The sequence below is a fragment of the Thalassobius vesicularis genome, assembly GCF_004799325.1.
GTDB classification, from domain to species: domain Bacteria; phylum Pseudomonadota; class Alphaproteobacteria; order Rhodobacterales; family Rhodobacteraceae; genus Thalassobius; species Thalassobius vesicularis.
This window is the reverse complement of sequence record NZ_SSMD01000001.1, coordinates 279,544-303,842: the sequence shown is the minus strand read 5'-3', so window position 1 is coordinate 303,842 and position 24,299 is coordinate 279,544. Positions and strand designations below refer to the sequence as shown.

The window sequence follows — 24,299 nt, the reverse complement described above, 5'->3', positions numbered from 1 at the left end:
GGCACGGCCCTAGGGAGAGAAAAATGCTCGATTTGATCAACGTCAGCTATGACACCCAAATTCCGAACAACGTGGGCCTGTCCTCGGACAAGCGCGTCCTGAAGGCGCTGGAAAAATGGCACCCCGGTTACATCAACTGGTGGTCGGACCTGATCCCGCAGAACTTCCAGCAGTCGCTGGTCTACCTGCGTACCGCCGTGTCCGTGGACCCCAAGGGCTGGGCGAAATTCGACTATGTGAAGATGCCGGAATACCGCTGGGGCGTTCTGCTGGCCCCGCAGGTCGAAGGCCGCACCATTCCCTGCGGCGAACATGCCGGTCAGCCCGCATGGCAGGAAGTCCCCGGTGAATACCGCAACCTGATGAAGCGCCTGATCGTCATCCAGGGCGACACCGAGCCGGCCTCGGTCGAGCAGCAGCGTTTCCTGGGTCTGACCGCGCCGTCGCTTTATGACATGCGCAACCTGTTCCAGGTCAACGTCGAGGAAGGCCGCCACCTGTGGGCGATGGTCTACCTGCTGCACAAATACTTCGGCGCCGATGGCCGCGAAGAAGCAGACGATCTGCTGCGCCGTCAGTCGGGCTCCGAGGAAGCACCGCGTATGCTGGGCGCCTTCAACGAGGAAACCCCGGACTGGCTGTCCTTCTTCATGTTCACCTACTTCACCGACCGTGACGGCAAGATGCAGCTGGAGAGCTTGGCTCAGTCGGGTTTCGACCCGCTGTCGCGCACCTGCCGCTTCATGCTGACCGAAGAAGCGCACCACATGTTCGTGGGCGAAACCGGCGTGGGCCGCACGATCGAGCGGACCTGCCAGGTCATGAACGAAAACGGCATCACCGATCCCTATGACATCAACAAGATCCGCGATCTGGGTGTCATCGACCTGCCGACCATCCAGAAAAAGCTGAACCTGCACTACACCCTGTCGCTGGACCTGTTCGGCCAGGAGGTCTCGACCAACGCGGCCAACGCCTTCAACGCGGGCATCAAGGGCCGCTACATGGAGAACCGCATCGACGACGACCACAAGCTGACCAACGACACCTACCCGGTGTGGGACATGGTCGATGGCAAGCTGGTCCGCCACGAGGTGCCCGCCCTGACCGCGATCAACATGCGCCTGCGCGACGACTACTCGCGCGATGCCGCCGGTGGCGTGGGCCGCTGGAACAAGATCATCGAGAAAGCCGGGATCGAGTTCGAAATGAAGCTGCCGCACGAAAGCTTCCACCGTCAGATCGGCGTCTTTGCCGGCCACAACTTCGACCCCGAAGGCAACCTGCTGACCGGCGCCGAGTATGACGCAAAGGTCAACGAATGGCTGCCGACCAAGGCCGATGGCGACTTCATCCAGTCGCTGATGAAGCCCGTCACCGAGCCCGGCAAATACGCCGGCTGGATCTGCCCGCCGAAGGTCGGCATCGACAACAAGCCGGGTGATTTCGAATACGTCAAACTCCACATGGCGTAAGCGAAAACACGGCCGGGGCGGCCCGATCGCCCCGGCCCGCAAGCACATGAGCTTTGGGAGGAGAACATGAAAGTCGAACGTCAGATTGCAAACGCACCCCGCACCGCCGCGATCGGTCCCACCGTCAGCGCACTTGGCGGCAGCTGTGTGGGCTGTACGAACTGCCGTGGTCTGTGCCAGGCTCTGATCGAGGTCATCACCTTCCCCGAGGCGATCCTGAACCGCGGTTAACCCCGCCAGATCGCCAACCTGCCCGCGCGAACACGGACTGAAGAACATGAATACGCCCATCAAGCAGCATCTCATCGACCCCGAGATCTGCATCCGCTGCTACACCTGTGAAATGACCTGCCCGATCGAGGCCATCGTGCATGACGACAACAACGTCGTCGTCGATGCCGACAAATGCGACTACTGCATGGCCTGCATCCCCGTGTGCCCGACCGGCTCGATCGACGAATGGCGCGTCGTGACCCAGCCCTACTCGGTGGACGAACAATTCGGATGGGAAGAACTGCCCGCGCAGGCCGAGATCACCCAGAACGAAGCCGCCGGTGGTATGGAGGCGTTGGACGCCGCGATGGCCGCCCTTCTGGCCGAGGCGCATGCCGGTGCCGGTGGCAAGGCCAAGGCGCCCGCATCCGCCGCCAAGCCGACGGTGAACATGTACAACCTCGCCAACCCGATCGAGGCGACCGTTCAGGGCAACTACCGCCTGACCGCCGACGGGTCCGACAGCGACATCCGCCACATCATCCTGGCGTTCGACGGCAAGCCGTTCCCCGTTCTGGAGGGGCAAAGCATCGGCATCATGGCCCCCGGCACCGACGACAAGGGCCAGCCGCACCTGCCGCGCCTCTACTCCGTCTCCAGCCCGCGTGACGGCGAGCGTCCGAACTACGGCAACGTCTCGCTGACCGTGAAGCGCGAAGAGCACGGCATCTGCTCGAACTACGTCTGCGACCTGAAACCGGGCGACAAGGTCAAGGTCACCGGCCCGTTCGGCGCGACCTTCCTGCTGCCCGACGACCCGCAGGCCCGCCTGCTGATGATCTGCACCGGCACCGGCTCGGCCCCGATGCGGGCCTTCACCATGCGCCGTCAGCGCACCGTGGGCGCCAAATCCGGCGGCATGACCATGTTCTTCGGGGCCCGCTCGGCGGACACGCTGCCCTATTTCGGCCCGCTGAAAAAGGTGCCCGAGGGGCTGCTGAAAACCCACATGGTGTTCTCGCGCCTGCCGGATCAGCCCAAGGAATACGTGCAGGATCGGATGATGGTCGAACAGGACGCCGTGGCCGAGATGCTGGGCGATCCGAACACCCATATCTACATCTGCGGTCTGCGCGGGATGGAAGAAGGCGTCGGCAAGGCCCTGACCAACATCGCCGAAAGCATCGGCGTGCAATGGGTTGCCCTGCGCGACACGATGCGCGAAGAAGGCCGCTATCACGTCGAAACCTACTGAGGCCGGAATGACCAAACCAGACCAATCGCCCTTCATCCACGAAATCCGTGTGACCTGGGGCGATTGCGACCCGGCCAAGATCGCCTATACCGCGCGCCTGCCGTGGTTCGCGCTGGACGCCATCAACGCCTGGTGGGAGGACCACCTGGGCGGCGACGGCTGGTTCCAGATGGAGCTGGACCGCAACATGGGCACGCCCTTCGTGCACATGAGCCTGGATTTCACCTCGCCCGTCACGCCGCGCCACCGGCTGATGTGTCAGGTCGATCCGCTGAAACTGGGCACCACCTCGATCACCTTCCGCGTCATCGGGCGGCAGGACGGGGTGGATTGTTTTACCGGCCGTTTCGTCTGTGTTTTCACGCAGGCTGACACCTTCACCAAGCGTCCCGCCCCGCAAGAGATCGTGGACATTGTCACCCCCTTGCTGGTATCCCCCGACGCCGGGTGAAAGGCGCGAATTTCATTGCAAATCGCTGAATTTTCGCGCTAACCTGTGAAATATAATGCATAGCGAAAGGCGCATGTTGCGCTATTCCGCATAGGGACAGGGGACATGGGCGAAATCACCAACTTCCGGGGCGAAGCCACCCCAAGCGAGACCCGCTCGCTGGGTGAAGAGGAAGTGCGCGCCCTGATCGTCCGCGTTGGTGAGCGTGTCCGCAAAGCCCGTGAACGCAAGGGCATTCCCCGCCGCGTCCTGTCCGAAATCTCGGGTGTCTCGCCGCGCTATCTGGCCCAGCTTGAGGCAGGCGAGGGCAACATCTCGATCGGGTTGTTGCAGCGCGTCGCCATCGCGCTGGACCACCGCATAGAATGGCTGATGACCGAGGACGACCCCTGGAACTCCGAGGTGCTGCAAGTGGCCGAGCTTTACCGCTCTGCCAACACCGAAACCCGCCAGCGCGTCACCCGCCTGCTGCGCCCCGAAAGCGCGCAGGAAATGCGGGCGCACCGGATCTGCCTGATCGGTCTGCGCGGCGCCGGGAAATCCACGCTGGGCATCCGCGCCGGTGAACGCCTGAACATCCCCTTCGTCGAACTGAACCGCGAGATCGAGGAACAGTCCGGCATGCCCGTGAACGAGGTCATGGCGCTCTATGGCCAAGAGGGCTATCGCAAGCTCGAAGCACAGGCCGTGTCCCGCGTGATCCAGACCCATGACACCATGATCCTTGCCGTCGCCGGTGGTATCGTCGCCGCGCCCGACACCTATACGACCCTGCTGAACCGTTTCCACACGATCTGGGTCAAGGCGTCTCCGTCCGAGCATATGGACCGCGTCCGTGCCCAGGGTGACACCCGCCCGATGGCCGGCAACCCCGAAGCGATGAAAGAGCTGAAGTCGATCCTGACCAGCCGCGAAACGCTGTACGAAAAGGCGCTCGTCAGCCTGGACACCTCGGGCAAGTCGATGGACCAATCGCTTGAGGAGCTGCTGCGGCTGATCCAGGATCACAAGTTTCTGGGCTGAGGGGCCCGGATGCGCATCCCCCTGCTGACCGATCTGCCCCAGCCCCGGCGCGACGCCAACCGCGCCCGCCTGACCGCGCTGGAACGCCTGCCTGACCCCGGTGCGCCGCTGACCCGCGTCACCGTTGTGGGTGGGGCCGCCACGGGCCTTGGCGTCGCCCTCTCGCTGACCGCCGCCGGCATCCCTGTCCTGTTCTTCGAAGAAGACGCCGCCAGCATGGAGCGCGCGCAGCACTACCTGACCCGCCTCACACCCATGCCGCCCCCGACGCTGACCTTCTCGACCGAGCCGGCGGACGTGTCCCCCTCGGATCTGCTGATCGACCGCACGATCGAACCCTTGGCCCACAAAGCCGCGGAACTGTCCCGGCTCGCCGCCCATCTGCCCGCCGATACGCCCCTGCTGGTGAACCTCGCCGGGGCCGACCTGTCCGAACTCGCCGCCCACCTGCCCAACCCGTCCCGCGTGATCGGGGCGCAGGTCTTCACCCCCGCCGCCACCTCGCGCATCGTCGAGCTGGCCCCGCATCCCCAGACCGACGCCGCCACGCTGGTCACCGCCCGCCGTTTCGCCGCGCAGATCGGCAAGACCCCGGTCATGGCCACGCCCGACGGCTTCACCTCGGAACGTCTGCAAATGCGCCTGCTCGAGGCCGCCGACACCCTGCTGATGGATGGCTCCACCCCGTGGGAAATCGACGAGGCGCTCGAGGCGTTCGGCTACCCGATGGGCGTTTACGAGGCGCAGGATCTGATCGGCATGGATGTCGCCTATGCCATACGTCAGCGTATGGTGCGCGATCCGGCCCGCCGCTACATCCCCATCGCCGACCGCGCCGTCGAAGAGGGGCGCTTGGGCAAAAAGGCCAGCGTCGGTTGGTATCGCTACCCCGGCGGCGAGGGCAAGGTCATCGACCCACTGGTCGAAGATCTCTGCCGGATCGAGGCACACTTTGCCCGTGTCACCCCGCGCCACATCCCCGAGGACGACCTGCGCGAACGCCTGCTGCTGGCCCAGATCAACGAGGCGGCCCTGCTGCTTTCCGCCGGTGTCACCGCCGCCGACCTCGATCTGATCAGCGTGCACGCCCTCGGCTTTCCCGCCGACTGGGGCGGCATCCTGACCTGCGCCGACCAGCTTGGCCTGTCCGAAATCGTTGACGCGCTGAGCACGCTACAGGCCGAAGACGCGGTCGTCTGGATGCCCGCCCCGGCACTGGTACAGGCCGCGCGAACGGGCCGGTCGATCAGCCCGAGTTAACCATTTTCGCCCCGATTTTCGACGTACGCTTTTCGCCAGAAATCTTACGATTCGCCCGGTTAACGACCCGTTTTCGACACGTCCACCGGGGTGGCGCTGCTGTTCCAGTCGCGCGCCGCAGCGCCCTCCAGCTCCATCCCGTCGCCAAAGGGCAGGGCATATCCCCGGTCCACAACGCGCTTCATTTCGGCAATGATCTTGGGGTCGTGGGCGGAAAAAGTATGCGCCATTTCAACGGCTTGCCTGCGCAAATCGGCCAGCGGCACCACGCGGCTGACCAGCCCCCAGGCGTTGGCGGTCGCCGCGTCGATCCGTTGGCAGCCAAAGTGCATTTCCTTGGCCCGGCTGGGTCCGATGATGCGGCTCAGCCGCTGCGACAACCCCCACCCCGGCATCGCCCCCACTTTTGCATGCGTATCGCCAAAGCTGGCGTTTTCAGACGCGATTAACACGTCGCACGCCAAGGCCAGCTCGAATCCCCCGGTGATGGCGAACCCGTTGACAGCGCAGATGATCGGGCAGGTGCAGTCCTCCAGCGCCTTGCTTGGGCTGTCTGCGGGTTGTCCGTGCGTGGCGCTTCTCAGCTTGGACGGATCCGCAGTAAGTTCTTTTAAATCAAGGCCTACGCTGAACGACCGTTCCCCCGCGCCGGTCAGAACGATGGCCCGAACCTCGTCGTCATCCTCGGCCATGCGCAGGGCGGCGGCCAGCTCGGCGCGCAACTGGACGGACAGCGCGTTCAGTGCCTCAGGACGATTAAGTGTCAAAATCGCTACAGCACCGTCACGCTCGTACAGAACGGTTTCGAATCGGGGTTCGGTCATGGGGCCTCCTGTTTTGCGGTCATTTTACGCCGCGTCGTGGCTGCACTCTTGCGTGGAAATTCTTCGCACCCTGATTATCCTGACCGCAACATGAGGGAGGAAGTAAATGAGTAACCATCCGTTCGATCTGACAGGCCGTGTCGTCGTCATCACCGGCGGCAACGGTGGCCTTGGTCTGGGTATGGCCAACACACTGGCCGAGCTTGGCGCAAGTGTCTGTATTTGGGGCAGAAATCCCGCCAAGAACGCCGCGGCACTAGAGGCGATCCAGAAACATGGTGGCGATCACTCGGCGCTTGCGGTGGATATCTGCGACTGGGATCAGATCGACGCAGCGATGGCGCAAACCCTTGAAAAATATGGCCGAGTTGACGGCATGATCGCCAATGCCGGTGTCGGTGGCGGGCCGAAACCCTTTGTGCAGCGCACCGCCCAGGAGTGGCGCGATATGCTGTCCGCAAACGTCGAAGGCGTCGTTCGCTGTTTCCAGGTTGCCGCCATGCACATGATGGAGCGCGCCGCCCAAGGCGACGCGTTTGGCCGCCTGATCTGCACCTCGTCCGTGGCCTCCATCGACGGCGCGGCCTTTAACGAGCACTACGGCGCGTCGAAAGGCGCCCTGAACTCGCTGGTGCGCGCGACGGCGGTCGAGGTCGCCCGCCACGGCATTACCGTCAACGCGATCTTGCCCGGATACGCCGAGTCCGAGATGACCGCCGGCCTGATGTCCAACGACAAATTCGTGCAAAACGTGATCCCGCGCATCCCCATGCGCCGCTTTGGGCGGCCCGACGATTACGGCGGCATCGCGTCCTATCTGATGTCCGGCCTGTCCAGCTATCACACCGGTCAGTGCTTTGTGATCGACGGCGGTTATACCATCTACTGACGTCTAAAAAGCAAACCCATCCAACAGCTTACGGGCCGTGCGCAAAACCTCGGCCCGTACCAGTTGGTTGCCATCCAGATGGCCGATGACCGTCATTTCACCTGTCGGATGCTCGATCGACAGGGGCTTAGGGTTGCCATGGGGCAGGGTTGCCAGATCGTTCCCAACAGCGCCCGGCGTCAGGCAGGCCGAGGCGACGCTGACCGCGCCCAGAACCCCGATCGCCTTGTGGCTCCTGTGCGGGATGAAGCTGCGGGTCTGAATGGCCCCGCCGTGCAAAGCAGGGCTGAGCAGCACCATCTTGGGCACTGATTTCGCGGACACGTCGCCAAGGTTCATCAACGGCCCAGTCTGCAGGCGGATCGCCTCCAGCCTTTCGCGCAAGGCGGAGTTGGCCTCCAACTCCTCAGGCGTTTCCTGCCCGCTCAACCCGAAATCTGCGGCGCGCATCACCACACAGGGCATGCCGTTGTCGATCAGGGTTGCTTCGATCCCGTCGATGACATCCACCACGCGCCCACTGGGCAGTAGGGCGCCGCAGGAGGACCCGGCGGTGTCGCGGAACTCGATCTGCACAGGCGCGGCGGTGCCGGGGACGCCGTCGATCCGCGCAAGACCACCATACGTTACCGTATTGGAGGGGGTCTGCACTCGCAACACGGCGATCTGCCCTGTATTCTCCATAAAAACAGTGACTTGAGTTTCACCGTCCTGTGCGGACACCATGCCTCGTTCGATCGCGAAGGGGCCGACGCCGGCCAGAATGTTCCCGCAATTCTGCGAATCCGAAACCACGGGACGATCCGGAAACACTTGCAGGAACAGATAGTCGACATCGACCCCGTCGCGTTTGGACGGGCGCACCACGGCCACTTTCGAGGTCAGTGGATCCGCCCCGCCCAACCCGTCGATCTGCCGTGGATCGGGCGAGCCCATGATCCGCAGCAGCAACTCGTCGCGCAAAGACCTGTCCGAGGGCAGATCGTCCGCTAGGAAATACCCGCCCTTCGAGGTGCCCCCGCGCATCCACATGACGCGTGTGCCATCAGACATATTTCAGCCCCTTCGCCGCAAGCGCCGCGCGCATGTTGTAGATGTCGAGGCCCAGCTCTCCTGCCGCCAGCCGTTGGCGTTTCTCCTCCTCGGCATGTAAACGTTGCGCGGCGGCCTGCGCGACCGCCCCGGCCTGTTCGCGAGGAACCACGCAAACCCCGTCGTCATCGGCCACGATCACGTCCCCCGGATGGACCAACGCCCCGGCGCAGACCAATGACACGTTGACTGAACCAACCGTCTCTTTCACCGTCCCTTGGGCCGAAACGGCCGAGGACCACACGCCGAACCCCATCGCTCGCAGATCGCGCGTGTCGCGCACACCTGCGTCGATCACCAGCGCAGTACAGCCCCGCGCCATCGCTGAGGTCGCCAGAAGGTCACCGAAATAGCCCATATCGCAAGGCGCAGTCGGGGCCAGAACCAGGATATCGCCGGGCTGCAACTGCTCGATCGCGACGTGGATCATCCAGTTGTCACCGGGCGGTGCGCTGATGGTGACGGCAGAGCCTGCAATGGACATATCCCGCTGAATGGGCCGCATCCGCGCGCTCATAAGGCCGGCCCGACCTTGGGCTTCGTGGACGGTTGCGACACCCGCTTGCCCCAGTTTCGCGATGACCTCTGCCTCTGTCCGTTTGATGTTTTGAACCACGACACCCATGAGTCTGTTCCTTTTTACTGTTTCAGGTCAGCGGCTTACAGGAGGTGTGCCGTGCGTGTGGAAGCTCTCGATCGTTTTCAACCCCCAGGCCTGACCCTTCTTGCGGTCGGCTTCGGTCCAGACGACGGGTTCCCAATCCGGGGCTAGGATCAGGCGCGCGCCGGCGTTGGCCAGCTCCACCCGGTTGCCCGCCGGTTCCCAGACGTACAGAAAGAACGTGCCCTGAATGGCGTGCTTGTGTGGCCCGGTTTCGATGTGGATGCCGTTTTCCAGGAACACGTCCGCGGCGCGCAGGATGTCCTCGCGCTGATCGGTGGCATAGGTGACGTGGTGCAGACGGCCGTTGCCACCACCGTGTTCCTCGGTGCAGGCAAGGTCGTAGGTCTTGTTGTTGACCGTGAACCAGCAACCGCCCAAGCGTCCGTTGTCCAGCTGGATCATCTCGGTCACGCGGCTGCCCAGACAGGTTTCCATGAAGCGGCGGAACTCGGTAACGTCCGCGCTGAGCAAGTTCAGGTGGTCGATCCGGCGCGGGCAGGCCCCCTGTGCATGGAACCGCGACGCCATGTTTTTCAGCGCCGAGGGATCGTCCGCCGGGGCGCGTTGGGTGTCGTAGTAGATTTCGAAAACGTGCCCGAACGGGTCCTCGAACCGGAACGCGCGACCATGCCCCAGATCGCCGTCGTTCCAGCCATGAACGGTGTAGCCTGACGCGGTGATGGCGGCCACGCGACGCTCTAACGCCTCGGGGCTGGCGGCGCGATAGCCGATATGCCCGACGCCGGTGGTGTGGTGGCGGGTCAGCTTCAACGAGTGGTATTCGTAATCGTCCCAAGCCCGCAGATAGGCGCTGGTGTCATCCTGACCGGACAGTTTCAGCCCGAAGACGCGGGTGAAAAAGTCCAGGCTTTCGTCGAATTTGTCGGTGTAAATCTCGACATGCGCCAGATGCGCGATATCGAAGGACGGGTTGGTCGGTGCGTTCATCGGGCCCTCCTCAAAGCTCGTCGACGGTGCGGGGGAACACGGATTGAAAGCCCTCGGCATACCGGGCTGCGCGCCCACCCGCCTGCCCGCCCGAGTTCCTACGAAAATGGTTGCCCCGGTTCTGTGCCACGTTGGTGTAGTAGTCCCAAAGGTGGTGCTGCCCCTCCATGCACTCGATAGCGGCGCGCTTCTGGTCCCAGACCTCGGTGATGTCCAGGAAGGTGTCGGGTTTCCATCCCATCTGCTCGGTCTGGTGCGGTTCGAACAGGTACAACTGCGGCGCGCCCAGCACCTTTTGCCCCGGATTGTGACCCCAGGCCTGCGCGATCATCCGGCAGGTCAGCACGAACTCGGTCGTGCGCATGTGGTCGGTGTTGTACGGGTCATATTGCGAGTGGCTGAGCATAAAGCGCGGCTGAACGGCGCGGATGATATCCACCACGCGTTCCTGCGCCTCTTGCCCCAGGTTCAGAGGGTAATCCCCAAGGTCCAGAAACTGGATATCGTGGACGTGCAGCGCGGCAGCGGCGTTTTCCGCCTCGGTGCGCCGGATCGATTTGACCTGGTCCAGAGACTTGCCCTCTTTCCACAGGCGGGCGCTTTCGCCACGCTCGCCATAGGACAGGCAGGCGACCGTCACCTCGTAACCGAGTTTCTGATGCAGCGCGATCGCCCCACCGCAGCGCCAGACAAAATCGGCGGCGTGTGCGGAAATCACCAGTGCGGTTTTCTTATCAGTCAATGTTGTTCTCCCCCTGACAGGTTTGGACGCAACATGACGGTGGCCCACACGACTTGCCATTTCATTCCCGGTGCAGCACTATTTGATTTAGCTATAGGGATTTTGAAAATTGCAGGGCCAGAATTTCAACCTCAGACACCTGAAAGCTTTTGCCGAGGTGTGCCGAAGTGGCGGGATATCAGCTGCGACCGGGGCAGTGCATCTGTCCCAACCCGCCATTACCCAAGCGATTGCACGGCTGGAAAACGACTTTGGCGTCCAGCTATTTGCCCGGTCCAGCAAGGGCATGGTGCCGACGCAAGCCGCCGAAATTCTGTATTTGCGAACCCTGCGGGCGTTGGATCTGCTCAGGGCCGCCGCGCAAAAGACGCGTAAGGGTGCGGGCTTTGCCGACCAGCTGACCAGCACCCAGTTGCGCGCCTTGATCGCGGTGGCCGGGCATGGAAATTTCTCGGTCGCGGCGCGGTCTGTGGGGGTGTCCCAGCCGTCGCTCTACCGAACCGCGCGGGATCTGGAGGCGCTGTCTGAACAACCCCTTTTTGTGAAGCGCCCAAAGGGGATCGAGTTGACCCCAGCCGCCGAACTACTTGTCCGCGCCGCTCGTCTGGCCTTTGCCGAGATGGATCACGCCATCGACGATATCGGTCAATTACAAGGGGTTGAGAGAGGCGTTTTGCGCATCGGCAGCCTGCCTTTGGCCAGGGGCACCATCCTTCCGCGAGCGCTCAACCAACTGGCAAGTCTGCGTCCGCGTCTGCAAATATCGGTGAGCGACAGCTCGTATGACGAGATGCTGCACGCCTTGCGGCACGGCGAAATTGACCTGATGCTGGGCGCGTTGCGCTGGCCCGCCCCAGCCCCCGACGTTGTGCAGGAAACGCTGTTCACCGACCGTCTGGGTGTGTTCTGCGGTCCGTCCCATCCCTTACGCGACACCCGCCCCTCCAAGACCGATCTGGCCGCGTATCCTTGGGTGGTGGCCCGCAAAGGCACACCAACGCGCGCGCATTTCGATGCGTTCTTCGGGGGGCGACACGGCGCGGTGATCGAGTCGAACGCGATGCTGCTGGTGCGTGGACTTTTGCAGGACAGCGACAGGCTGACGATGATCTCAGCCAACCAGGTCAGCGAAGAGCTCCGCACCGGGTCGCTGTACAGAATACCGATTGATCTGAGCGATAGCCCGAGGGAAATCGGTATGACATGGCGCGCAGATTGGCGACCGACCCAGACCCAAAAGACGTTGATGTCGATCCTGCGGGAGCTCGCCACAGAGTTTGGTGAAAACTAAGTTTATAGCAAAAATTAATAGTGGTCGCCGCCTTCCAATTATCGCAGGAACGGTCCCGATGATACCTCTCTGCCAATCGTCAGCATTGGGGAGGAACTTATGCAAAGACTTTTGAAATCCACCTTGGGCGCCTTGGTCCTGACCGCCGCCGCAGGCTTTGCGCAGGCACAAGACGTCACCATTCGCGTCCATCACTTCATGTCTCAGAAAGCGCCGCTGCACTCCAAATTCCTGGTGCCGTGGGCCGAGCGCGTCGCCGCCGCCAGCAACGGCCGCATCAAGATCGAACCCTATGACAGCATGTCCCTGGGCGGCCGTCCGGGCGATCTGTACGATCAGGCGGCCGATGGCGCGGTCGAGGCAGTGCTGACGCTGCCGGGCTACACCACGGGTCGGTTCAACCGTGCCGAAGTGTTCGAACTGCCCTTCATCATGGAGGACTCGGTTGCGACCTCCAAGGCATTCTGGGATCTGGTCCAAAGCGATCTGCAGGATGGCGAATTCAAGGACACCAAGATTCTGGCGGGCTGGGTCCACGGTCCTGGCGTCATCCACTCCAAAGATCCGATCACCAAGCTGGAGGATATGGCCGGCAAGGAGATGCGCGGTCCGACCCGTATCGTGACCGACCTGCTGGCCGAACTGGGCGCGACCCCGGTCGGGATGCCTCTGCCGAAGATCCCGGAAAACCTGTCCAAGGGCGTGATCAACGGCACCGTGATCCCGTGGGAGGTGACGCCCTCGATCAAGCTGGCCGAACTGGTTCACAATCACACCGAGCTGGGCGGGGCCAAGGCGCTGTACACCTCGACCTTCGTGCTGGCGATGAACTGGGATGTCTACGAGGGCATGCCCGACGACCTGCGCGCAATCCTGGATGCAGAGACCGGCAAGGCCCTGTCCCAGTTCGCCGGCGAAGTCATGCGCGACGCGGACACGTTCGGCCGGTCCAAGGCCGAAGGCAACGCCATCATCCAGCTGGATGAGGCGGAGGTGGCGCGGTGGATCGCGGCCTCCAAACCCGTCTACGACCGCTGGGTCGAGCGCGCCACCGGCGAAGGGTTCGACGGCACTGCGGCGATCGAACAAGCCAAGGCCCTGATCGCGGCCAATCAGTAACTCAGCGCGGCCCCTGCGGGGGCCGCCTTGTCTGGATACCCCCCATGACCCTTTTCGACCGAACCGAGCGGGCCTTTACCCGCTTTGCCGAAGGCATCGCCCTGCTGGGTGGCCTTGGGCTGATTTTCGCCACCGTCGTCACCTGTCTGTCGATCATCCTGAAGCTGGCCCGCCGCATGTTGGACACCGCGTTTGGCGTCGATGCCCTGACCGACAGCGCGCCCTGGCTGCGCGCCATCCTGGGAGAGGAGGAGCTGGTCACCTACGGTGTCGGTTTGGCCCTGTTCTCGGCGCTGCCTTGGGTCATGATCCGCCGCGGCCACATCCGTATAGACCTGTTCGAATCCAAATTTGGCAATGGTTTCAATCGTGTATTGGATGTCCTTGCGGACCTGTCCCTGTGCGCCATCGCGTGGATGGTCATGACACGGCAATGGTATCTGATCTTCGATAAGCCGCGGGGCAAGCAGGCCGGCGCGCTGGATCTGCTGGTCAGCGGCGACCTTTCGGGCTTTGCCGACCGCGTTCGGACTGCGCAGGAAAGCCAGATCCTTGGCCTGCCCCTGTGGCCGACCTATGTCGTGGCCGAGCTTTGCACCATCTCCTTCTTCCTGGTCGCCGCCTTCTGCGTTCTGCGCAGCCTGCGCGCACTGACCGCCTAACGTGTGGGCCGCCATGCTGGACTTCGTCACCACTCACTTCTCGAGCTTCCAGATCGGCTTGCTCAGCTTTCCGTTTCTGCTGGTCTTGATCGCATTTCGTCTGCCGCTGTCGGCCGCAATGTTCATCACCGGATTGCTGGGCACCTATGTCGTGTCCGGCAACATGCGGATGATGGATAGCCAATTGAAAACATTCACTTATGGAACGATGACTAGCTACTCGCTGTCGATCATCCCGCTGTTCCTGTTGATGAGCGAATTCGCCACCCGGGGCGGCATGTCCGCAGCCCTGTTCAAAGCCGCCGAGGCATGGCTGGGCCATCGTCGGGGCGGGTTGGCGATGGCGGCGATCGGCGCCTCCGCGGGGTTCGGGGCGGTGTGCGGCTCGTCCTTGGCGACGGCGTCGGCGATGGGGCGCGTTGCCCTTCCTGAACTTGAGCGCGCGGGCTACTCGGGTGCGCTGGCCACGGGGGCGCTGGCGGCCGGTGGGACGCTGGGCATTCTGATCCCGCCGTCCGTCGTGCTGGTCGTCTACGCGATCCTGGCCGAGGAAAATATCGAGAAGCTGTTCGTCGCCGCCTTCGTGCCGGGCATCATCGCGATGCTGGGCTACATGGCCACGATCGCGGTCTATGCGAGGCTGGTTCCAGGGTCCGGAAACGCGCTGCCTCGTCTGGATTATTCCAAACGTTTCAAGGCGTTGGTGCAGGTCTGGCCGGTCATGACCATCTTTGCGCTGGTCATCGGCGGGATCTATTCCGGCGCGTTTTCACCCACCGCCGCGGCGGCTGTCGGCGTTGCGGGGACGGCAATTGTGGCGTGGGTGAAAGGCGGGTTGAGCCTGCGGGAAATCAAGGCATCGCTTCTGTCGGCGGGGCAAACCTCGGCCATGATTTTCTTCATCATCCTGGCGGCGGGGGTCTACAACTCATTCCTTGCCGCGGCGCAAGTGCCCCAGACCCTGGCCCAGTTTTTCCTGGAGACACAAGTCAGCCCCTGGCTGATCCTCAGCGGAATGTTGTTACTTTACTTGGTGTTAGGCACGGTCATGGACTCGCTGGCGATGATTTTCCTGACCGTTCCGATCTTTATTCCGATCATCACCGGGCTGGATTTCGGCATCCCGCAGGCCGAGGTGGGCATCTGGTTCGGCATCCTGGTGCTGATGTCGGCCGAAATCGGGCTGATCACCCCGCCGGTTGGGATGAATCTGTTTGTTATCAACGCCTTGTCTACGCGAACCGGTATCGCGGAAACCTATCGCGGGGCGCTGCCCTTCGTGGTGTCGGACATCCTGCGGATCATCGTTCTGGTCGCCTTTCCGTCGATCACGATGCTGCTGGTGCGGCTGATCTACTGAGGCGGGGCGCTGGTGTAACCTCTGCTTTACCCGGAGAATCGTAAGATTTTGGGCCTGTTCCGTACAACGGGGCAGGCCCTTTTTGCGGGCACCGAAACCGGGCCCGAGAAACGGCAAAAACGGGCCTTCGCCTGCGCGAAATCCCGTACCAAAATCTGTCCTGAAGAGGAGGTTTGGTGGAGCCTAGGGGGATCGAACCCCTGACCTCTTGCATGCCATGCAAGCGCTCTCCCAGCTGAGCTAAGGCCCCGTAACCAACGGACCAATCTGATCCGTGGGCCGCTATCTATGGGAAGCCGGGGGCGGGATCAAGCGGAAAATTCCGCCCCTGGAAAGAATTATTCAGCCCTGATCTCAGGAGTCGTCATCGTCCGAAGCAACGTCTGCCAAGTCGTCCAGCGAGACGTTTTCATCGTCTTCGTCTTCGTCCAGCAGATCGTCATCCAGATCGACGTCAACGTCATCGTCCAGAACGTCATCATCGCCGTCCAGATCGGCCGAGCGCATCTTCTTGTTGGCGGCATCCGCTGCGTCAGCAGCGATCATGCGGGCCTTGGTGGTTTCCAGTTCCACGACCTCGCCCGTGTAGGGGCTGACGATCGGGTTTCTGTTCAGGTCATAAAACCGTTTGCCGGTGGTCGGGCAAATACGCTTAGTGCCCCATTCTTCCTTGGGCATGGTTAATCCCCTCTTGATCCATGTGGTCTTGTCGACGATCCGCGCCAACTGCCATAACAGTTCCCGTGTGTCAAAGCCTTTCCGGGCCCGCACAAGGATTCGCAGTCAGGAGGCGATATGGGGCATCACGTCCTGCCGGGCAACCCCCCGATTCCAGTTCATTTGAGGCGATCCGCGCGGGCGCGCAGGATTTCGCTGCGGGTGTCCGGGCTGGATGGGCGCGTGGTGCTGACAGCCCCCCCAAACGTGCGCGAGGCCGAGGCGCTGGCCTTTGCCCGCGAAAAGGCCGACTGGATTCGCAGCCACCTGCAACAGCAGCCGGACGTGGTGCAGATCGGGCATGGCGTGACCCTGCCGGTCGAGGGCGTGCCACGGCAGATCGAGCCGGTTGCGGGCCGCCGTGTCATCCTGGGCGCCGAGACGCTGGGCGTGCCGGGCCCCGAGGATCGCGTCGCCGCGCGGCTGGCGGCCTGGCTACGTGAACTGGCGCGGGATCGGCTGGTCGCGGCCTCGGATCACTATGCCCAGAAGTTGGGGCGCGGCTATGATGGGGTGACGCTGCGGGACGCACGCTCGCGCTGGGGGTCGTGTTCGTCACGGGGCGGGCTGATGTATTCGTGGCGTCTGGTGTTGGCGCCGCCGCCGGTGCTGGCCTATGTCGCGGCGCATGAGGTCGCGCATCTGGCGCAGATGAACCACTCGCCCGCGTTCTGGAACACGGTCACGCAGCTGTATGGCCCGTACGAGACCCAGCGCAAATGGCTGCGCAGCCACGGCAACCAGTTGCACCGCTATCGCTTTGGCGATTGACGCACGGCGCGTTTGTGATCACAAATGCCAGCATGTTGAGCACTGGCCGCCCCGATCCGAATACCTCGGCGCATGAACGCGTGTATCGCGGCATGCGCAGCCGGATCATGCATGGCGAAATCGCGCCCGGACAGGCGCTGACGCTGCGCGGTGTGGGGCGCGAGTTCGACGTGTCGATGACCCCCGCGCGCGAGGCGCTGAACCGGCTGGTGGCCGAGGGGGCGCTACAGATGTCGTCCTCGGGGCGGGTGTCGACGCCCGAGCTGTCGAACGAACGGATCGAGGAACTGGCGGTGCTGCGATCCCTGCTGGAGGTCGAGCTGGCCAGCCGTGCCCTGCCGCGCGCCCACATGGCGCTGATCGACCGTTTGCAGGCCATCAACAACACCGTGACCGAGATGATCGCCCGGCAGGATGCCGTGGGCTATATCCGCACGAATCTGGAGTTCCACCGCACCCTGTATCTGCGCGCGCAGGCGCCTGCGATGCTGGCGATGGCCGAAACCGTCTGGCTGCAGCTGGGGCCGACCATGCGGGCGCTGTACGGGCGGCTGAAGCGCAAGGATCCGCCGCAATATCACCGGCTGATCATCGCCGCGCTGAAGGCCGGGGACGAACCGGGGCTGCGGCTGGCGGTGCGCTCGGACGTGACGCAAGGGCTGAAGATGCTGGCGGGCTGAGCCGCTTGCACCCCGCCGATTTTGCCGCATGATCGGGCCATGGGTACTCATGGCGCACATCCAAAGACTCAGGTGATCTTCAAGTTCGTGGCGTTGCTGGCGCTGCTGGTGGGGTATTTCCTGTACCTCGGCTTCAAGTACGACTTTGCCACCGGGGGCGTGGCCGCCGGCCTGACATGGAGCTTTTTCGTGCTGTGCACGCCGGTGGCCGATGCGGGGTTCCTGCTGGATTTCCCGCTGCGCCTGCTGTTCGGCATCCGCATGGTGCTGTCCGAGGTCGCGGTCTGGGCCATCGCCATCGGGCTGAACGGGGCCGTGCTGGCATGGGCCCCGCACTATTACGACACCACGATCCTGTCGCGGCTGCTGCACCAGATCCTGACGATGCCCTGGCCGTATTGGAGCATCATCGCGCTGTCCGGCATCGGCACCTTCCTGTCGATCCGCTTCGGAGACGAGCTGATGGATGTGCTGCACCACCGTGATCGCGCGTTTTTCCACGCGCATCACTGGAAACACGAGCTGATCCTGATCGCGTTCTTCGTGGCCGTTCTGTTCAGCTATTACCGGCTGATCGCCAGTCTGGGGCTGGAAAGCGTGATCAACGGGTGATCACGCAGCCAGACCCTTGTCGCCCATCGACAGGAATTTCTGGCGACGGTCGGCGATCAGTTTCTTGCCGGTCTTGCCCGACAGTTCCGCCAGCATGGCCGCGATGGCCTTGCCAACCTCGGCGATCGCTGTGGCGCTGTTGCGATGCGCGCCGCCCAGCGGTTCGGGGATGATGCGGTCGCAGACGCCCAGATTCTTCAGGTCTTGCGCGGTCAGGCGCAGCGCCTCGGCGGCTTCGCGCATCTTGTCGGAGTCTTTCCACAGGATCGAGGCGCAGCCCTCGGGCGAGATCACCGAGTAGACCGAGTGTTCCAGCATCGCGACGCGGTTCGCCGTGGCAAAGGCCACAGCCCCGCCCGAGCCACCCTCGCCGATGACGACGCTGACCAGCGGCACGCCGATCTGCAGGCATTTTTCAGTGCTGCGGGCGATCGCTTCGGACTGGCCGCGTTCTTCGGCGCCCTTGCCGGGATAGGCACCGGGGGTGTCCACCAGCGTGACGACGGGCAGGTTGAACTTGTCCGCCATCTCCATCAGGCGGATCGCCTTGCGGTAGCCCTCGGGGCGGGCCATGCCGAAGTTGCGCTCGATCCGGGTCTTGGTGTCGTTGCCCTTTTCGTGGCCGATCACCATCACCGGCTGGTCGTTGAAGCGCGCAAGACCACCCATCACGGCGTGGTCGTCGGCAAAGTTCCGGTCACCGGCCAGCGGCGTGTATTCGGTGAACAGCGCGTTGATGTAGTCGATGCAATGCGGCCGGTCGGGATGGCGGGCGACCTGGCATTTCCGCCAAGGCGTCAGGTTCTTGTACAGATCCTTCAGCAGGTCCTTGGCTTTCTTGTCCAGCGCGGCGGCCTCGGCCTCGATGTCCATTTCCTCGTTCTGACGGGCCATTGCCCGCAGTTCTTCGGCTTTGCCTTCGATTTCCGCCAGCGGGCGTTCAAAGTCGAGGTAGTTGGTCATCTGTCATTCTCCACCAAGATTGAGGGGATATATGGCTTCCCCGGCGTCCAGATGCAACAAGCGTTGCATGGGGCGGGCTACAAGCGCGCCAACCCTTCCTTCAGCGCCAGCACGGGCGAGGACAGCACGGGGATGGGCAGGTCCGACAGCAGCACCGCCGCGCCCGCCATGGACGCCTGGGCCAGAACGATCGCCTTCAGCCCCGGGCGCTGCGTCACGGCCGAGCGCACATCGGAGGCAATCGCGCGGGCAAAGGCGTGGGGGCGTCCGTCCTCGAACAGCGGCCAGTGGCGATCCAGCAGCAGGGGCACGATCTGGCGCGGATTGCCGGCGCGGTCCAATTCGTCCCGCAGCAGGGCGGTGCTGGGTGCCTCGGTCGATTTCAGGGTGAAGACCAGCAGGATATCGCCCCATGTCTCGGCGGCGCGACGCATCATGGGTCGGTCGATCCGGATCGCGCCCGCGGCCTCGGCCACCTCGCCCAGGGTCGTGCAGGTGCAGATGACCGGCGTCTCAATCGCTTGAATCGATTGGGTAATTTCCTGAGTCAGCGTGTCGTCGATGCCGCCTTGGGCCCGCGCCAACCAATCCGCGCGCACGATATGATCCAACTGCGTTTCCGGGGTGATCCGGTCACGCAAACCGTCGAACGTGGCGCAATGAACCTGCGCCGTGTGCACAAAGGTCAGCCGCATGACCCAAGGTTACAGCACCGGGATCAGAGTCGCCACAAGAAGAAGGGCCATCGTCCAGTTGAACGCGATCAATCGGCTGCGATTGGACAAAATCCGGCGCATTTGCTGGCCCAGCACGGTCCACAGGCTGACGGTGGGCAGGTTGATCAGGCCGAACATGCCGGCCACCATCAGGATCGCCCACAGCTCTCGTCCCGGGGCGTAGAGGGTGATCGCGGTCAGCGCCATCTGCCACGCCTTGGGGTTAACCCATTGAAAAAGCGCGGCTTCGATAAAGCGCATCGGGCGGCCCTTGGTCTGGGCGGTGTCCGGCATTTCCGAGCGCGCGATCTTCAGCGCCAGCCAGATCAGATAGGCGGCCCCGGCGTATTTCAGCACCGTGTGCATCACCGGAAAGGCGTCGAACACCTGCATCAGGCCCAGCCCAACAAGCGCAACCATTAGCGTAAAGCCGATTCCGATCCCCAACATATGGGGGATGGTGCGGCGGAATCCGTAATTCGCGCCCGAGGCCATCAGCATCAGGTTGTTCGGCCCCGGCGTGACCGAGGTGACAAAGGCAAAGGCCGCAAGGGCAGTGATCAGTTGTGTGCTCATGCGGCGCAGGATATTGTGGGAAGGACGCCATGAAATTGAAATCAGCGTCGTAATGGCGGGAATTGAGCAATATATGACGAAGATTGACGCCATTAACCAAAAGATATTGCGAGAATTGTCGCGCGACGGCCGGATCAGCAATCTGGACCTTGCGGAACGAGTCGGCCTGTCCCCCTCGGCCTGCCTGCGCCGGGTGCAGGAGCTGGAACGCTCGGGCGTCATCAGCGGCTATCGCGCGGTGCTGAACCCGCAGGCGATGGGGGTCGGGTTCGTGGCATATATTGCGGTCGGGCTGAGTCTGCATACGAAATCTTCGCAGGAATCGTTCGAACGCTCGATCGCGCTGGCCCCGGAAGTGCGCGAATGCCACAACATCACCGGCAATGTCGAATACCTGCTGCGGGTCGAGGCGGCGGATCTGGCGGCGTATAAACGGTTCCACACGGACGTGCTGGGAACGCTGCCGCAGGTGGCCTCGATCACGTCCTACGTGGTGATGGGATCGCCCAAGGATGACCGGGCCTGAAAGGTTTGGTTAACCGGGAAAATCGCCAGATTTTGGCGGGTTTTCGTACGATTCGGCGCAGGGGCCACGTTAACCCCGTCGAAACGATGCCGTGCGATGCTGGACCCCGAATCTGAACGGAGGGTTAGCCATACGCACAAAAGAAAAGCGGCCCCGAAGGGCCGCCAATCCGGATCATATAGCGATCAGCTGTTCGCGATCAGTTCGGCCTGGGCCACGATCACCTCGGCCTGCTTGATCGAGGCGATGTCGACCAGACGGCCTTTGTAGACGGTGGCGCCTTCGCCGTTGGCCTTGGCCTGCTCCATCGCGGCCAGGATCTCGCGCGCCTCAAGCACGGCCTCTTCGGAGGGGGTGAAAACCTGGTTGGCCAGGGCGATCTGCTTGGGGTGGATGGCCCATTTGCCGACCATGCCCAGAGTCGCCGAACGCTTGGCCTGCGCGATATAGCCCTCGTCGTCCGAGAAATCGCCAAACGGGCCGTCCACGGGCAGAACGCCGTGGGTGCGGCAGGCGGCGACGATGGCGGCCTGCGCCCAGTGCCACGGATCCGACCAGTATTTCTGATCGCCGCGCAGCATGTAGTAGTTTTCCTGCGTGCCACCGATGCCGGTGGTCTGCATCCCCATCGAGGCGGCAAAGTCGGCCGCGCCCAGCGACATCGCCACCAGACGGGGCGAGGCGGCTGCGATTTCTTCGACATGGGCGATGCCGGCGGCGGATTCGATGATCACCTCGAAGTTGATCTTCTTGGTGCGGCCCTTGGCGCGTTCGATCGCGGTCACCAGCGCGTCAACGGCGTAGATGTCCTCGGCGCAGCCGACCTTGGGGATCATGATCTGGTCCAGACGCTCGCCGGCCTGTTCCAGCAGGTCCACGACGTCCTTGTACCAATAGGGCGTGTCCAGCGAATTGATGCGCACCGACAGGGTCTTGTTGCCCCAGTCGTATTCGCTGATCGCCTGGATGATGTTCGCGCGGGCCGCGTCCTTGTCCGAGGGGGCCACCGAATCTTCGAGGTCGAGGTTGATCACGTCCGCAGCCGAGGCGGCCATCTTGGCGAAGAGTTTGGTGTTCGAGCCAGGCCCGAACAGCTGGCAGCGGTTCGGGCGGGCAATCGGCGTGGGCTGGAGGCGGAAGCTCATGGATGACCTCTTGGGTAAGGAAATTACGCAATTCTGGGGGTGAGGGTTATTAAATTGCGCACCACTTCGCAAGCGATTTCGCGGTTGCGGCAAGGATCGCCGCGTCGCGGCGCAAGATTGGGCAGGAAGGCTGATCTGGGCGGGAGAATCTGCTGAATTTCCGCGTGCTGGTCGAAGATTCTTGCGCGCGGGGGCGGGTGGACGCTGCTTTTGCAAGCTTATCCCGAAGAGAATCCGGAACACTGATCGGGACATCAGCTTTGAAGGGCCGTGACATGATCGAGACTCCGTACCTCCTGTTCCTGGGCGACGCGCCCGACCAACTGGCTGCCAAAGTGGCGCAGGGCATCAAGGATTGGCGCCCCGAATTCGCCGTGGGCCAGTTCCGCATGGACGGCTGCAAGGCCGACATGAAACTGACCGACATGACGCTGGAAGAGGCCAAGGCCGCCGGCGCGAAAACCCTGGTGATCGGCGTGGCCAACCGCGGCGGTATCATCAGCCAGGCGTGGAAAAAGGTGCTGGTGCAGGCGCTGGAGGAAGGGTTCGATCTGGCCTCGGGGCTGCACAACCTGCTGAAGGACGAACCGGACCTGGTCGCCGTTGCCGAAGCCTGCGGGCGCAAGCTGCACGACGTGCGGATCCCGTCGGTGAAGTACCCCATCGCGAACGGCGTGAAGCGGACCGGCAAGCGTTGCCTGGCCGTGGGCACCGATTGCTCGGTCGGCAAGATGTACACCGCGCTGTGCGTGGAAAAGGAAATGCGCGCGCGCGGCATGGATGCGGATTTCCGGGCGACGGGTCAGACCGGTATCCTGATCACCGGCGGCGGCGTGCCGCTGGACGCGGTGATTGCGGACTTCATGGCGGGCTCGATCGAGTATCTGACCCCCGACAACGACCCGAACCATTGGGACATCATCGAGGGGCAGGGCAGCCTGTTCCACGTGTCGTACTCGGGCGTGACGATGGCGCTGGTGCATGGCGGCCAGCCGGACGCGCTGATCGTGTGCCACGAGCCGACCCGTGACCACATGCGCGGTCTGCCGGGCTATCGCCTGCCGAGCATGGCGGCGGTGCGCGACATGGCGCTGGAGCTGGCGCGCGTTGCCAACCCGGCCTGCGTGGTCGTGGGCTATGCGATCAATACGCAGCACATGAGCGATGACGACGCCAAGTCCTACCTGGCGGGTGTCGAGGCCGAGCTGGGTCTGCCGGCGACTGACCCGTTCCGCTATGGCGCGGGCAAGCTGGTGGACGCTCTGGAAGCGATCTGATGAAATGGGGCCGGAGCGCGCGTGGTGCGCTCTGGCCTTTTGAGTATTTGGGATCAGAAAGAAGCAGGGGGCGGTGTCATGACGATTACCGTGGAGCGGGACGTTTTTCGTCTGGCGCAGGTGTTCACCATTTCGCGCGGGAGCCGGACGGAGGCTCAGGTTTTGACGGTTCGGGTGAGCCGGGGCGGGCTGACGGGCTGGGGCGAATGCGTGCCCTATGCGCGGTACGATGAGACGCTGGATTCGGTGACGCAGGAGATATTGGGCCTGCCGAGCGAAGTGACGCGCGGGATGCTGCAGGAGTTGCTGCCCGCCGGTGCGGCACGGAATGCCGTGGATTGCGCCCTGTGGGATCTGGAGGCCAAGCAGGCCGGTAAGCGCGTGTGGGAGCTGGCAGGGCTGGCGGCACCGGGGCCGGAGATCACGGCGTATACGCTGAGCCTGGCCGAGCCCGAGGAGATGCGGGCGCAGGCGGCGAAGAATGCGTTTCGGCCTTTGTTGAAGATCAAGCTGGGCACGCCGGACGATATGCCCCGGCTGGAGGCGGTGCGGGCAGGCGCGCCCGATGCCAAGATCATCGTGGATGCGAATGAGGGTTGGAGTGCGGACGTGTACGCCGATCTGGCGCCGCATCTGGTGCGGTTGGGCGTGGCGCTGGTGGAACAACCCTTGCCCGCGTCGCAGGATGAGGCGCTGATCGGGATGGCGCGGCCGGTGCCGGTGTGCGCCGATGAGAGCTGCCATGACCGGGCGTCCTTGCCGCATCTGAAGGGCAAGTATGACGTGGTGAACATCAAGCTGGACAAGACCGGCGGGTTGACCGAGGCGCTGGCGCTGCGCGAGCAGGCGCTGCGCGAGGGGTATCAGGTGATGGTCGGCTGCATGGTGGGATCGTCCTTGGCGATGGCTCCGGCGACGTTGGTGGCGCAGGGCGCAATGGTAACAGACCTTGACGGGCCGCTTTTGTTGGCCGAAGACCGGGACAACGCTTTGCAATTCGATGCGGCCGGTGTGCATCCGCCCAGTGCCGCGCTTTGGGGATAAGGAG

The 24,299-nt window shown here is 63.3% G+C and carries 27 protein-coding genes and 1 tRNA gene; 17 read left to right on the top strand and 11 right to left on the bottom strand.

The genetic code is table 11. From position 1 onward, the window contains the following. The first annotated feature begins 23 nt into the window (after nt 1-23). From boxB to E7681_RS01510, 6 genes are all read left to right on the top strand, one after another. Complete coding sequence (gene boxB / locus E7681_RS01530) at nt 24-1,475, top strand: benzoyl-CoA 2,3-epoxidase subunit BoxB (protein ID WP_136337495.1); 1,452 nt, start codon at nt 24-26, stop codon at nt 1,473-1,475. A gap of 66 nt (nt 1,476-1,541) precedes the next feature. Further along, complete coding sequence (locus E7681_RS18760; RefSeq protein ID WP_168733130.1) at nt 1,542-1,706, top strand: hypothetical protein; 165 nt, start codon at nt 1,542-1,544, stop codon at nt 1,704-1,706. A 46-nt stretch (nt 1,707-1,752) separates the two neighbouring features. Continuing rightward, nucleotides 1,753-2,943: a benzoyl-CoA 2,3-epoxidase subunit BoxA gene (gene boxA / locus E7681_RS01525; protein ID WP_136337494.1), complete on the top strand. Its 1,191-nt coding sequence runs from the start codon at nt 1,753-1,755 to the stop codon at nt 2,941-2,943. A 7-nt stretch (nt 2,944-2,950) separates the two neighbouring features. Then, nucleotides 2,951-3,394: an acyl-CoA thioesterase gene (locus E7681_RS01520; protein WP_136337493.1), complete on the top strand. Its 444-nt coding sequence runs from the start codon at nt 2,951-2,953 to the stop codon at nt 3,392-3,394. Nucleotides 3,395-3,499: 105 nt separating this feature from the next. After that, the gene (locus tag E7681_RS01515) at nt 3,500-4,417 is read left to right on the top strand and encodes a helix-turn-helix transcriptional regulator (protein WP_136337492.1); all 918 of its coding nucleotides are present in this window, start codon (nt 3,500-3,502) and stop codon (nt 4,415-4,417) included. Between the two features lie 9 nt (nt 4,418-4,426). Continuing rightward, nucleotides 4,427-5,677 (top strand): 3-hydroxyacyl-CoA dehydrogenase, encoded by a 1,251-nt coding sequence (locus E7681_RS01510; protein ID WP_136337491.1) that lies wholly within the window; start codon nt 4,427-4,429, stop codon nt 5,675-5,677. A gap of 59 nt (nt 5,678-5,736) precedes the next feature. On the opposite strand, the gene E7681_RS01505 is transcribed toward E7681_RS01510, so the two are convergent. Further along, nucleotides 5,737-6,501 carry an enoyl-CoA hydratase gene (locus tag E7681_RS01505; RefSeq protein ID WP_136337490.1) on the bottom strand — a complete coding sequence of 255 codons (765 nt, stop codon included), beginning with the start codon at nt 6,499-6,501 and terminating at the stop codon, nt 5,737-5,739. Nucleotides 6,502-6,607: 106 nt separating this feature from the next. Here E7681_RS01505 and E7681_RS01500 point away from each other — a divergent pair, with 106 nt between their 5' ends. Continuing rightward, entirely contained in the window at nt 6,608-7,390 is a 783-nt protein-coding gene (locus E7681_RS01500) for an SDR family NAD(P)-dependent oxidoreductase (protein WP_136337489.1), read from the top strand. Between the two features lie 3 nt (nt 7,391-7,393). Here the strand turns inward: E7681_RS01500 and E7681_RS01495 are convergent, their stop codons facing one another. Genes E7681_RS01495 through E7681_RS01480 form a run of 4 tightly spaced genes read right to left on the bottom strand, consistent with a single transcriptional unit; the run spans nt 7,394 to nt 10,836 of the window. Beyond that, a complete protein-coding gene (locus tag E7681_RS01495) occupies nt 7,394-8,443 on the bottom strand; it encodes a 4-oxalomesaconate tautomerase (protein WP_136337488.1) in 1,050 nt (349 codons plus the stop codon). Beyond that, a complete protein-coding gene (locus tag E7681_RS01490; RefSeq protein WP_136337487.1) occupies nt 8,436-9,107 on the bottom strand; it encodes a 4-carboxy-4-hydroxy-2-oxoadipate aldolase/oxaloacetate decarboxylase in 672 nt (223 codons plus the stop codon). Before E7681_RS01490 ends, E7681_RS01495 begins: the two co-directional genes overlap by 8 nt. A 27-nt stretch (nt 9,108-9,134) precedes the next feature. Next, on the bottom strand, nt 9,135-10,094 hold the full coding sequence (locus E7681_RS01485) for a VOC family protein (RefSeq protein WP_136337486.1): 960 nt from the start codon (nt 10,092-10,094) through the stop codon (nt 9,135-9,137). A 10-nt stretch (nt 10,095-10,104) separates the two neighbouring features. Continuing rightward, on the bottom strand, nt 10,105-10,836 hold the full coding sequence (locus E7681_RS01480; protein WP_136337485.1) for a PIG-L deacetylase family protein: 732 nt from the start codon (nt 10,834-10,836) through the stop codon (nt 10,105-10,107). 109 nt (nt 10,837-10,945) lie between these two features. On the opposite strand from E7681_RS01480, the gene E7681_RS01475 reads away from it, so the two are divergent. From E7681_RS01475 to E7681_RS01460, 4 genes are all read left to right on the top strand, one after another. Next, nucleotides 10,946-12,127 (top strand): LysR family transcriptional regulator, encoded by a 1,182-nt coding sequence (locus tag E7681_RS01475; RefSeq protein WP_136337484.1) that lies wholly within the window; start codon nt 10,946-10,948, stop codon nt 12,125-12,127. A 99-nt stretch (nt 12,128-12,226) separates the two neighbouring features. Beyond that, nucleotides 12,227-13,246, top strand: coding sequence for a TRAP transporter substrate-binding protein (locus E7681_RS01470; RefSeq protein ID WP_136337483.1), 1,020 nt, complete (start codon nt 12,227-12,229; stop codon nt 13,244-13,246). 44 nt (nt 13,247-13,290) lie between these two features. Further along, complete coding sequence (locus tag E7681_RS01465) at nt 13,291-13,908, top strand: TRAP transporter small permease (protein WP_136337482.1); 618 nt, start codon at nt 13,291-13,293, stop codon at nt 13,906-13,908. Nucleotides 13,909-13,921: 13 nt separating this feature from the next. Further along, entirely contained in the window at nt 13,922-15,268 is a 1,347-nt protein-coding gene (locus E7681_RS01460) for a TRAP transporter large permease (protein ID WP_136337481.1), read from the top strand. A gap of 174 nt (nt 15,269-15,442) precedes the next feature. On the opposite strand, the gene E7681_RS01455 is transcribed toward E7681_RS01460, so the two are convergent. Together E7681_RS01455 and E7681_RS01450 are read right to left on the bottom strand one after the other, a co-directional pair. Then, nucleotides 15,443-15,518 (bottom strand) — tRNA-Ala (locus E7681_RS01455). 104 nt (nt 15,519-15,622) lie between these two features. Beyond that, the gene (locus E7681_RS01450) at nt 15,623-15,946 is read right to left on the bottom strand and encodes a TIGR02300 family protein (protein ID WP_136337480.1); all 324 of its coding nucleotides are present in this window, start codon (nt 15,944-15,946) and stop codon (nt 15,623-15,625) included. Between the two features lie 117 nt (nt 15,947-16,063). Between E7681_RS01450 and E7681_RS01445 the strand changes: the two genes are divergently transcribed. Genes E7681_RS01445 through E7681_RS01435 form a run of 3 tightly spaced genes read left to right on the top strand, consistent with a single transcriptional unit; the run spans nt 16,064 to nt 18,048 of the window. Further along, complete coding sequence (locus tag E7681_RS01445) at nt 16,064-16,756, top strand: M48 family metallopeptidase (protein WP_136337479.1); 693 nt, start codon at nt 16,064-16,066, stop codon at nt 16,754-16,756. Nucleotides 16,757-16,788: 32 nt separating this feature from the next. Further along, nucleotides 16,789-17,436, top strand: a complete 648-nt coding sequence (locus E7681_RS01440; protein WP_136337478.1) for a GntR family transcriptional regulator — start codon at nt 16,789-16,791, stop codon at nt 17,434-17,436. Nucleotides 17,437-17,475: 39 nt separating this feature from the next. Continuing rightward, a complete protein-coding gene (locus tag E7681_RS01435) occupies nt 17,476-18,048 on the top strand; it encodes a hypothetical protein (protein WP_136337477.1) in 573 nt (190 codons plus the stop codon). On the opposite strand, the gene E7681_RS01430 is transcribed toward E7681_RS01435, so the two are convergent. The 3 genes from E7681_RS01430 to E7681_RS01420 form a co-directional block, all read right to left on the bottom strand. Beyond that, nucleotides 18,049-19,011: an acetyl-CoA carboxylase carboxyltransferase subunit alpha gene (locus E7681_RS01430; RefSeq protein WP_136337476.1), complete on the bottom strand. Its 963-nt coding sequence runs from the start codon at nt 19,009-19,011 to the stop codon at nt 18,049-18,051. Between the two features lie 77 nt (nt 19,012-19,088). Beyond that, nucleotides 19,089-19,706, bottom strand: coding sequence for a hypothetical protein (locus E7681_RS01425; RefSeq protein WP_136337475.1), 618 nt, complete (start codon nt 19,704-19,706; stop codon nt 19,089-19,091). Between the two features lie 9 nt (nt 19,707-19,715). Further along, on the bottom strand, nt 19,716-20,303 hold the full coding sequence (locus E7681_RS01420) for a LysE family translocator (RefSeq protein WP_136337474.1): 588 nt from the start codon (nt 20,301-20,303) through the stop codon (nt 19,716-19,718). A gap of 73 nt (nt 20,304-20,376) precedes the next feature. Here E7681_RS01420 and E7681_RS01415 point away from each other — a divergent pair, with 73 nt between their 5' ends. Continuing rightward, complete coding sequence (locus E7681_RS01415) at nt 20,377-20,829, top strand: Lrp/AsnC family transcriptional regulator (RefSeq protein ID WP_136337473.1); 453 nt, start codon at nt 20,377-20,379, stop codon at nt 20,827-20,829. 185 nt (nt 20,830-21,014) lie between these two features. On the opposite strand, the gene E7681_RS01410 is transcribed toward E7681_RS01415, so the two are convergent. Further along, nucleotides 21,015-21,974 (bottom strand): L-malyl-CoA/beta-methylmalyl-CoA lyase, encoded by a 960-nt coding sequence (locus tag E7681_RS01410; protein ID WP_136337472.1) that lies wholly within the window; start codon nt 21,972-21,974, stop codon nt 21,015-21,017. 275 nt (nt 21,975-22,249) lie between these two features. Here E7681_RS01410 and dgcN point away from each other — a divergent pair, with 275 nt between their 5' ends. Together dgcN and dgcA are read left to right on the top strand one after the other, a co-directional pair. After that, nucleotides 22,250-23,251, top strand: coding sequence for an N-acetyltransferase DgcN (gene dgcN / locus E7681_RS01405; protein WP_136337471.1), 1,002 nt, complete (start codon nt 22,250-22,252; stop codon nt 23,249-23,251). Nucleotides 23,252-23,329: 78 nt separating this feature from the next. Further along, complete coding sequence (dgcA, locus tag E7681_RS01400; RefSeq protein WP_136337470.1) at nt 23,330-24,295, top strand: N-acetyl-D-Glu racemase DgcA; 966 nt, start codon at nt 23,330-23,332, stop codon at nt 24,293-24,295. Nucleotides 24,296-24,299: the final 4 nt, after the last annotated feature.